We start from the raw sequence: 9273 nt of genomic DNA, 5'->3' as shown, positions 1-9273 counted from the left end.
GCGGTAGAGGAGCGTCGTGTAAGCCGACGAAGGTGAGTCGAGAGGCTTGCTGGAGGTATCACGAGTGCGAATGCTGACATGAGTAACGACAAGGGGAGTGAAAAACTCCCCCGCCGGAAGACCAAGGGTTTCTGTTCGACGCTAATCGGAGCAGAGTGAGTCGGCCCCTAAGGCGAGGCCGAAAGGCGTAGTCGATGGGAAACGGGTCAATATTCCCGTACCTCACATGGTTGCGATGGGGGGACGAAGAAGGCTAGGTGGGCCAGGCGTTGGTTGTCCTGGTGAAAGCCGGTAGGCTGGGATCTTTGGCAAATCCGGGATCCCCAGGCCGAGAGGCGAGACGAAGGCACTACGGTGCCGAAGTCATCGATGCCACGCTTCCAGGAAAAGCCTCTAAGCTTCAGATCATGTGGGACCGTACCCCAAACCGACACAGGTGGTCAGGTAGAGAATACCCAGGCGCTTGAGAGAACTCGGGTGAAGGAACTAGGCAAAATGGTGCCGTAACTTCGGGAGAAGGCACGCCGCGTTAGTGTGAAGGCCCTCGCGGCCGGAGCACGAGGCGGTCGAAGATACCAGGTGGCTGCAACTGTTTATTAAAAACACAGCACTCTGCAAACGCGCAAGCGGACGTATAGGGTGTGACGCCTGCCCGGTGCCGGAAGGTTAATTGATGGTGTTAGCGCAAGCGAAGCTCCTGATCGAAGCCCCGGTAAACGGCGGCCGTAACTATAACGGTCCTAAGGTAGCGAAATTCCTTGTCGGGTAAGTTCCGACCTGCACGAATGGCGTAATGATGGCCACGCTGTCTCCACCCGAGACTCAGTGAAATTGAAATCGCAGTGAAGATGCTGTGTACCCGCGGCTAGACGGAAAGACCCCGTGAACCTTTACTACAGCTTCACACTGGATGCTGATGTTGCTTGTGTAGGATAGCTGGGAGGCTTTGAAACCCGGACGCCAGTTCGGGTGGAGCCAACCTTGAAATACCAGCCTGGCATCATTGGCGTTCTAACTCAGGTCCGTGATCCGGATCGAGGACAGTGTGTGGTGGGTAGTTTGACTGGGGCGGTCTCCTCCTAAAGAGTAACGGAGGAGCACGAAGGTACCCTCAGCACGGTTGGAAATCGTGCAGTGAGTGCAAGAGCATAAGGGTGCTTGACTGCGAGACAGACACGTCGAGCAGGTACGAAAGTAGGTTCTAGTGATCCGGTGGTTCTGTATGGAAGGGCCATCGCTCAACGGATAAAAGGTACTCCGGGGATAACAGGCTGATACCGCCCAAGAGTTCACATCGACGGCGGTGTTTGGCACCTCGATGTCGGCTCATCACATCCTGGGGCTGAAGTCGGTCCCAAGGGTATGGCTGTTCGCCATTTAAAGTGGTACGCGAGCTGGGTTTAGAACGTCGTGAGACAGTTCGGTCCCTATCTGCCGTGGGCGTTGGACGTTTGAGAAGAGCTGCTCCTAGTACGAGAGGACCGGAGTGGACGCACCTCTGGTGTTCCGGTTGTCACGCCAGTGGCATTGCCGGGTAGCTATGTGCGGACAGGATAACCGCTGAAGGCATCTAAGCGGGAAGCCTCCTTCAAGATGAGACGTCCCCGAGGCCTCGAGCCTCCTGAAGGGCCCAGCGAGACCAGCTGGTTGATAGGCCGGGTGTGGAAGCGCTGCAAGGCGTTGAGCTAACCGGTACTAATGGCCCGTGAGGCTTGACCATATAACACCCAAGAGGTCTGTGATCGCAGACGATTGCGGATACGCCGAGACGATCGCGCCAGCATGATTCATACGTTTTTCGCCTGACGACCATAGCGAGCGGGAACCACCTGATCCCATGCCGAACTCAGTAGTGAAACCGCTCAGCGCCGATGGTAGTGTGGGGTCTCCCCATGCGAGAGTAGGTCATCGTCAGGCACCTATTCAGAAACCCAGCTTCGAAAGAGGCTGGGTTTCGTCGTTTAGGGGTCTCCCATGGAGAGTAGCGGAGCGCCGCCCGGGTCGTCAGGCACCTCTTCAGAAAGCCCCGAGTTCGAAAGAGCTCGGGGTTTTTGCCGTTCAATTCATTTGCTTTCTCACTGAGAGCCAACCGTGACCGGGACGACCCGCTGCACGTTCTTTCATCCGGGGACGACCTCGGCCAACGATGAAAGAAGTTCTCATGGCATGGTTCTTGTTGATCGTTGCTGGCCTTCTCGAAATTGCCTGGGCCTTGGGTCTGAAGGCGTCTGAAGGTTTTTCACGCCCGCTTCCCAGCCTGTTCACGATCGTGGCCATGGTGGGCAGCTTCTACCTGCTGGCTCAGGCCATGAAGGTGCTGCCGGTAGGCACGGCCTATGCCATCTGGGTAGGGATTGGAGCAGTCGGTACCGTGCTGCTGGGCATTCTGATTCATGGCGATAGCGCATCACCGCTGCGCTTGATCAGCCTCGTGCTGATTCTCGCTGGGCTGGTGGGCCTGAAACTGGCCGCGTAGCAGGATTCAGTTGGCCATATGCATTGCCAGCAAGAGCCCCAGCTCATGAGAGCTGGGGCTCTTGCATTCACGGTCGCTCATGGCGGCAGTGATGAGCCGATGAGCGTTGGTTATACAACGCCCTGGTCGATCATGGCATCGGCCACCTTGCGAAAGCCGGCGATGTTGGCGCCCAGCACCAGGTTGGTAGGGGCATCGAATTCAGCAGCGGTGCTGGCACATTGGTGGTGGATATCCGCCATGATGGCCTGCAGCTTGGTATCGACCTTGTCCAAGGTCCACTGCTGCATGCTGCTATTCTGTGCCATCTCGAGCTGGCTGGTGGCAACGCCGCCGGCATTGGCAGCCTTCCCGGGGCCGTATGCAATCCTTGCTTCCAGAAGGCGCTCGACCGCGGTTGCGGTGGAGGCCATGTTCGAGCCCTCGCTGATGCAGTGGACGCCATTCTGAAGCAGCGCGATGGCGTCCGCCTCGGTCACTTCGTTCTGGGTGGCGCTGGGGAAGGCCACGTCACCCTTGATGCGCCACACGGCATGTCCATCGGTGGGGTAGTCCGTGGCATCGATGTAGTGGGCGTCCGGATGGTGCTCGATGTACTCGCGCAACGAGGTGCGCTCGACTTCCTTGAGCAGCTTGAGCGTATCGAGGTCGATCCCTTCGGGGTGGTGGATCGTGCCGCGGGAGTCCGAGCAGGTCACGGGTAGTGCGCCCAGGTGATAGAGCTTCTCGATGGTATAGATCGCCACGTTACCGGCACCCGACACGAGGCAGGTCTTGCCCTCGATGGCCTCGCCGCGTGCCTCGAGCATGTTCTGGGCAAAATAGACGGCGCCGTAGCCGGTGGCTTCCTTGCGGCCGATGGAGCCGCCCCAGCTGAGGCCCTTGCCGGTAAGGACGCCTTCGTAGCGGGCTGTCAGGCGCTTGTACTGGCCATAGAGGTAGCCGATCTCGCGAGCCCCCGCGCCGATATCGCCGGCCGGCACGTCGATCGTCGGGCCGATATGGCGGTACAGTTCGCTCATGAACGACTGGCAGAAGCGCATGATCTCGCCGTCGGACTTGCCCTTGGGGTCGAAGTCGGAGCCGCCCTTGCCGCCGCCGATGGGCAGGCCGGTCAGGGCATTCTTGAAGATCTGCTCGAAGCCCAGGAACTTGATGATGCCCGAGTTCACACTGGGGTGAAAACGCAGGCCACCCTTGTAGGGTCCCAGCGCGGAGTTGAACTGGACCCGATACCCCTTGTTGACCTGGACCCTGCCGGTGTCATCGGTCCAGCAGACGCGAAACATGATCTGGCGTTCCGGCTCGACGATCCGCTCGATGATGCTGTGCTCGTGATAGCGGGGGGTGCGATCGAGCAGGGGGCGCAGGCACTCCAACACCTCTTCGGCGGCCTGGTAGAACTCGAACTGGGCAGGGCTACTCTTCCTGAGGCGTTCCAGGGTGTCATGAACATAGGGCATGGAGGCTTCCTGTGAGGGTGGATATGTGAGGCCGAAGGCTCGGCCTGAAAATCGCTTCCAGCATCGAGACAATATAAAGCAGTGCACCATTATGCAGCAAGCGCATGGGTCATGCCGAGATTTAGTATGGATATGCGTCGAAAATGCTTGTAAATGCTAAAAGCATCTGCACCAACAGAGAACATTAGATAAAGTTAAAAGATGATGGTTCAACGGTGAGGATTGGCAAGTCGAGTCGCTCGTCTCCGGGCGGGCTGTTATGATGCGCGCTCTGTTTCCCTGTAGGAGCCCGTTCGTGACCCCACCGTGTGACCTGCTGCTCTACTGTCGTCCCGGGTTCGAGCCCGACCTCGCCGCCGAGATCGAGGACAAGGCCGCTGTGGCGGGCTGGCATGGCGAGAGCCGCTTCACCGCGAACTCGGGGTTCGTGCGCTTTACGGTGGCAGGGGAGGAGCCGGCGAATGCCCTTCACCGGGCACTGCCACTGGCCTCGCTGGTATTCGCGCGGCAGAGTCTGGTGGCATTGCCGCCGCTGTCACTCGCCCGCGAGGACCGTCTGACCCCCATCGTCGAACAGGTCGTGGCCAGTGGCTGGAGCTTCGAGTCGCTGTGGCAGGAGACCCCCGATACCAATGACGGCAAGGCGCTTGCTGGCCTGATCAAGGCGCTGAGTCGCCCGCTGGAGTCGGTGCTGAAGAAGCGCAAGGCGTTGCGTCGCAAGGCCGGCGGGCGGCGCCTGCACCTGTTGTGGAGCGCAGGCGATCGGGTGCAACTGGGCATGAGCTTTCCCGGGAATCGTAGTGAGGTGCCCGGCGGGATCCGCCGGCTGCGTTTCCCCCACGGTGCCCCGAGTCGCTCGACCCTGAAGCTCGAGGAGGCCTGGCATGAGTTCGTGCCCCGCGAGCAGTGGGACACGCGGTTGGCCGAAGGCATGCAGGCCGCCGATCTGGGCGCCGCGCCCGGCGGCTGGACCTGGCAGCTGGTGAGGCGTGGGATGCACGTCTATGCCATCGACAACGGTCCCATGGACAGGACCCTGATGGCCACGGGGCTGGTAGAGCACCTGCGCGAGGATGGTTTCGTCTGGGAACCGCCGTATCGCCTGGATTGGCTGGTCTGTGACATCGTCGACAAGCCGGCCCGGGTGGAAGCGATGATGGAGCGCTGGCTGGTGCGGCGCTGGTGCCGTGAGGCGGTGTTCAATCTCAAGCTACCGATGAGGCGGCGCTGGCCCGAGGTGGCGTCCTGTCTCGAACGACTCGAGCAGGCGCTGGCGGAGGCGGGGATTACGGCAGAAATCGGCTGCCGCCACCTCTATCACGATCGTGAGGAGGTGACGGTGCACGTGCGGATCAAGGACTGATCCGCACGCGCGGCGGAAGCCGTCTCGATTACCGGGTGGGCTCGTAGATCCGGATGCGCTCGTCCTCGGTCAGCAGGGGCAGGAGGCGCTGCATCACCCGGCTACGCGCCTCACTGGTGTACCATTCCTTCCAGGCGCGCATGTCGCGCCACTTGGTGATCATCAGGCGTCGGTCGCTGTGCCCGAGCTCGACGAGGCTCTCGCCGCCGACGAAGCCGCGTGCGCCCAGGGAGTGGCGCATGGCTTCACGAGCGGCTTGCTCGTATTCCTCCTCGAGTCCGGGCATGATGCGACGTTCGATAATGATCTTGATCATCTAGTTGCTCCCTACTGATTGCTTCCCTCGAAGAGGTCATCGATGGTTGATTCCGCAGCGTCCCCGCCCGATTATCAAGCAGAACTCGATACCACCGGACTCTACTGCCCCGAGCCGATCATGCTGATGCACAACAAGGTGCGTGACATGCATGCCGGTGAGGTGCTCAAGGTGGTCGCCAGCGATCCCGCGACCACCCGTGACGTGCCCAAGTTCTGCAGCTTCCTCGGACACGAGCTGGTTCACCAGCAGGAGCTCGATGGCAGCTATCTCTACTTCATCCGATTGGGGTAAACGGCGGCCTCTGTCAGTCCAGCGCTCGATCGGTCTCGTCGTCGGGCATCACCATCAACGCCAGTGCCTCCAGGGTGACAGGGTCCTCGTGGCGAATGCGGTTGGCGATCTGGCGCTGGAAGAAGTAGACCACCCGGTGACGACTGTGGCCGGGGTAGAGGCAGGCATCGCCAGGGAGAATCGGCGTCGATTCCACCAGCCGCTCGTCGGCCAGCAACGCTTCCACCGAGCCGTCGTTGTAAAGCCGCCAGCCGAATACCTGCTTGAGTTGCCAGGGGGCATCGCCCTCGTCCATGCACAGCGCATGGGTGCCCTGGGTCTCGGGGAGCTGCTGGATGAGGGTGGTCTCGCTGGTATCTTCGTAGTCGAAGTAGGCCGCGGCATGTTCGAGCTCGAGCACCTTGTGCTCGGGCGCCGATTCGAAGAGCTCTTCGGTCTCCGGATCGCGATATCCGACGAAGCTGCCGTGGTCGGGATCGTCCAGGCGGTGGCAGGGGGTCAGGGCCTCCATCCACGGCACCAGCCCGACCACCTCGCCGTCTTCGCGGAGCCCCCAGGCAAGCAGTGGCATGCCATAGAGGGTGTCGGGATTGGAAGCGAGCCGATAGACCATCTCCAGGCTATCGAGCTCGGGAGCCAGGCGGATCAGGCGACGCCTGGCGCGCTGACGCTGGCGCATGAGCTCCAGGTCGATGACCCGGGCCGGGCGGGGTGACAGCGGGATACCCATGATGTCCCTCCACGTGCTGCGTGTTCACGGCATCGGCCTCGCGGCCGGACGGTAGCGCACTGCGTCACTCGTTGCACAACCAATAGCACAGTCACCCTCGGAGGTTAAGCCCCACAGGTCAACGACAGTGATGGACCAGGGTCTCCCTGAGTGCCGCGTGCCTTCCGCGGGCCGCGTCGAACGCCGGCAGAGGGGCCTCCGGCGCTTCCAGCGAGAGCCAGCGTCGACGATAGTCGGTGACCGCCTCGGGCCCTTCGACCTGTGCCTCGAGCAGCGCGTCGATGGCATCGAACCACTCCCCGGCGGTCTCCTCGAGCCGCGCGAGCCAGGCTTCCAGCCGCTGATGCTCGGGCGCCTGATGAAGCTCATCGATGAATCCGGTCACGCGGGAACAGCGGCGTTCCAGGGCCTGCTCGAGCAGATCGCTGGCCTCCTCCAGGCGCTGTTCGGCCAGCAACAGGGTTCGCAGCAGCTCGGCGGAAAAGGGCCTGGCCTGCAGTGTCTTGAGGTGGCCTTCCAGGGTCGCCGAATCGGGTTGCCAGTCGGGGTCGAACTGGTGGAGGGTGGCATCGCGCAGGTAGGCCAGGGCCGCGAGCTGGCCGTCTTGGGGGCGGGTCTCCTCCGGCGAGAGTGGCGAACTGGCCCGGGAGAAGCTGCCGGCCCACTCGCTGGAGTCGAACAGGGCGTTCCAGCTGACCCGGGGCAACTGCTCGGCCTTGGTCTCGATGAGCTGTGCCAGCCGCTGGCGGTCGCTCTCGGCGAGGGCTGCGGGCACCTCGCTGTTCCAGCAGGCATCGAGGCGGCGCCACAGCTCCAGTTCGTAGAGCCAGCGCTGGCTGGCGGGTGCCACCCGGCCCAGTTGATTGTTGCGTTCGGCCACCAGGTTGGTGATATGACACTCGCGCAGGGCATAGACATTGAGCAGGCCGTCACGGGTCTCGGGGATCTCGAGCAGGCGTTCGCGCCTGTCGGGGAAGCTGCCGATGTTGTCGGGGGCGCCGGGGGGCGGAGCCTCGAGCCCGAGGCTGGCGGCGAGGCGCTGCTGGTAATCGGTCAGCAGGACATCGCTCTCGCCGCCGTCGCTACCACCGCAGCCGGCCAGCAGGGCGGCCACCAGCGACAGTGCCCGCCAGCGTCGGGGGCGTCGCTCAATCCCGGGGGAGTTCCAGTCGCCCATCTGTCACCGCCTTGCCGATTCGTCGCAGGCGTTCGCCCAGCAGCAGAGCCGCCACGGTCAGTCCGGCGATCAGGCCGATCCAGTAGCCGTGTACCCCGAGCGGCTCGGTCCAGCCGAACAGGCCCCGGATGCCCAGCCAGTGCCCGCCGCCCAGCCCCACCAGCCAGTAGGCCACCAGGGTGATCAGCATGATCACGCGGGTGTCCTTGTAGCCACGCAGGGCGCCGGCCAGGTTGACCTGCAGCGAATCCGACACCTGGAAGATCATGGCCAGTATGACCAGCGAAAGCGCCAGGCGTTGCACCGCCGTGTCGTGGGTGTAGAGCGCGATCACCGGTTCGGCTGTGAGCCACAGCAGCAGGCTGTTGAGCCCCGCCACCAGCAGCGCGATGACGATGCCGTTCCAGGCCACCAGGCGGGCGAACTCGGGCCGGCCCTGGCCCAGGGTGTTACCCACTCGAACGGTCAGTGCCATGCTCAGCGACAGCGGCAGCATGAACAGGATCGAGGTGTAGTTAAGCGCCACCTGGTGGGCCGCCACCGTGACCTCGCCGAGGCTGGCGATGAACAGGGCGATCAGCGTGAACAGCGTCACCTCGACGAAGATCGCCACGCCGATCGGTACCCCCACGTAGAGCAGTTCACCGATCAGGCGCCAGCGCGGCGGCGTCGGCGTGCGCCAGAGGTCGATGTCGCCATAGACGGGACTCTTGTGCGTATAGGCGCTCATCGCCAGGCCCATCACCCACATGGAGAGCGCCGTGGCGATGCCGCAGCCCAGGGCGCCGAGCGCCGGCAGTGCCTGTATCCAGCCTGGCAGCCAGGTGCCCAACAGCCCGCTGAGGCCGGCCCCGCCATGGATCAGCACGAAATTGCTGGGGATGTTGACGCCGAGCCCGATCAGGCTGATCCACAGCGCCGGTCGGGTATGGTTGACGCCGTCGGAGAAGGCGCGTAGCGCCTGGAACAGTGCCACCCCCGGCATGCCGAAGGCCACTGCCGAGAGGTAGGCGGCCGCGCCACTGGCGACCTCGCCGGGAACGCCCATCAGGCGAAAGATCGGCATCACCGAGTACCACAGCAGCCACGCGGCGGCGATACCGAGCACCAGCGCCACCCACAGCGCCTGATGGACGTTGGGGCGGATGCCGGCGAGGCGTCCGCCGCCGAGCAGTTGGGCGACGGTGGGGGTGAGCCCCATCAGGGTGCCGGTCATAAACAGCATCAGCGGCAACCACAGGCTGGAGCCCACGGACACCGCGGCCAGGTCGGTGGCGCTCAACCGGCCGGTCATCATCACGTCGACGACGCTCATGCCGGCCTGGGCGAGCTGTGCGCCACAGATGGGCAGGGCGAGGTGGATCAGGGGGCGCGTTTCCTTGCGACTGGCGGCCAGAAGGTGGGAGGCAAACTGGGCCAAGGGGAAGTGCTCCATGCTTGAGTCGAGAGACGGC

At 63.1% G+C, this 9273-nt stretch carries 8 protein-coding genes and 2 rRNA genes; 5 read left to right on the top strand and 5 right to left on the bottom strand.

From position 1 onward, the window contains the following. From C1H66_RS03135 to sugE, 3 genes are all read left to right on the top strand, one after another. A 23S ribosomal RNA gene (locus C1H66_RS03135) occupies positions 1 to 1720 on the top strand; the annotation flags it as partial. A gap of 81 nt (positions 1721 to 1801) precedes the next feature. Beyond that, positions 1802 to 1917, top strand: a 5S ribosomal RNA gene (rrf, locus tag C1H66_RS03130). Between the two features lie 244 nt (positions 1918 to 2161). Beyond that, complete coding sequence (gene sugE / locus C1H66_RS03125) at positions 2162 to 2476, top strand: quaternary ammonium compound efflux SMR transporter SugE (RefSeq protein ID WP_102626450.1); 315 nt, start codon at positions 2162 to 2164, stop codon at positions 2474 to 2476. Between the two features lie 110 nt (positions 2477 to 2586). Here the strand turns inward: sugE and gdhA are convergent, their stop codons facing one another. Next, positions 2587 to 3939: an NADP-specific glutamate dehydrogenase gene (gene gdhA, locus C1H66_RS03120; protein WP_102626449.1), complete on the bottom strand. Its 1353-nt coding sequence runs from the start codon at positions 3937 to 3939 to the stop codon at positions 2587 to 2589. A gap of 295 nt (positions 3940 to 4234) precedes the next feature. Here gdhA and rlmM point away from each other — a divergent pair, with 295 nt between their 5' ends. Further along, the gene (rlmM, locus tag C1H66_RS03115; protein WP_240618198.1) at positions 4235 to 5302 is read left to right on the top strand and encodes a 23S rRNA (cytidine(2498)-2'-O)-methyltransferase RlmM; all 1068 of its coding nucleotides are present in this window, start codon (positions 4235 to 4237) and stop codon (positions 5300 to 5302) included. 28 nt (positions 5303 to 5330) lie between these two features. Here rlmM and C1H66_RS03110 read toward each other — a convergent pair whose 3' ends face one another. Then, complete coding sequence (locus tag C1H66_RS03110) at positions 5331 to 5618, bottom strand: antibiotic biosynthesis monooxygenase family protein (protein ID WP_102626448.1); 288 nt, start codon at positions 5616 to 5618, stop codon at positions 5331 to 5333. A 42-nt stretch (positions 5619 to 5660) separates the two neighbouring features. Here C1H66_RS03110 and tusA point away from each other — a divergent pair, with 42 nt between their 5' ends. Next, entirely contained in the window at positions 5661 to 5912 is a 252-nt protein-coding gene (tusA, locus tag C1H66_RS03105; protein WP_102626447.1) for a sulfurtransferase TusA, read from the top strand. Positions 5913 to 5925: 13 nt separating this feature from the next. Here the strand turns inward: tusA and C1H66_RS03100 are convergent, their stop codons facing one another. From C1H66_RS03100 to C1H66_RS03090, 3 genes are all read right to left on the bottom strand, one after another. Then, on the bottom strand, positions 5926 to 6642 hold the full coding sequence (locus C1H66_RS03100; RefSeq protein WP_102626446.1) for a hypothetical protein: 717 nt from the start codon (positions 6640 to 6642) through the stop codon (positions 5926 to 5928). 118 nt (positions 6643 to 6760) lie between these two features. After that, positions 6761 to 7819 carry a DUF3080 family protein gene (locus C1H66_RS03095; RefSeq protein ID WP_102626445.1) on the bottom strand — a complete coding sequence of 353 codons (1059 nt, stop codon included), beginning with the start codon at positions 7817 to 7819 and terminating at the stop codon, positions 6761 to 6763. Then, positions 7791 to 9254, bottom strand: coding sequence for an MATE family efflux transporter (locus C1H66_RS03090; RefSeq protein ID WP_102626444.1), 1464 nt, complete (start codon positions 9252 to 9254; stop codon positions 7791 to 7793). Before C1H66_RS03090 ends, C1H66_RS03095 begins: the two co-directional genes overlap by 29 nt. Positions 9255 to 9273 lie beyond the last annotated feature (19 nt).

It is taken from the genome of Halomonas heilongjiangensis (assembly GCF_002879645.1).
GTDB lineage: Bacteria > Pseudomonadota > Gammaproteobacteria > Pseudomonadales > Halomonadaceae > Halomonas > Halomonas heilongjiangensis.
This window is presented reverse-complemented; position numbering and strand designations above follow the sequence as displayed.

What these genes read in the sequence shown, in the direction of transcription:
- C1H66_RS03110 (WP_102626448.1), bottom strand. Translation starts at nt 5,618, where the DNA reads ATGATCAAGATCATTATCGAACGTCGCATCATGCCCGGACTCGAGGAG.
- C1H66_RS03100 (WP_102626446.1), bottom strand. Translation starts at nt 6,642, where the DNA reads ATGGGTATCCCGCTGTCACCCCGCCCGGCCCGGGTCATCGACCTGGAG.
- C1H66_RS03095 (WP_102626445.1), bottom strand. Translation starts at nt 7,819, where the DNA reads ATGGGCGACTGGAACTCCCCCGGGATTGAGCGACGCCCCCGACGCTGG.
- tusA (WP_102626447.1), top strand. Translation starts at nt 5,661, where the DNA reads ATGGTTGATTCCGCAGCGTCCCCGCCCGATTATCAAGCAGAACTCGAT.
- sugE (WP_102626450.1), top strand. Translation starts at nt 2,162, where the DNA reads ATGGCATGGTTCTTGTTGATCGTTGCTGGCCTTCTCGAAATTGCCTGG.
- gdhA (WP_102626449.1), bottom strand. Translation starts at nt 3,939, where the DNA reads ATGCCCTATGTTCATGACACCCTGGAACGCCTCAGGAAGAGTAGCCCT.
- C1H66_RS03090 (WP_102626444.1), bottom strand. Translation starts at nt 9,254, where the DNA reads ATGGAGCACTTCCCCTTGGCCCAGTTTGCCTCCCACCTTCTGGCCGCC.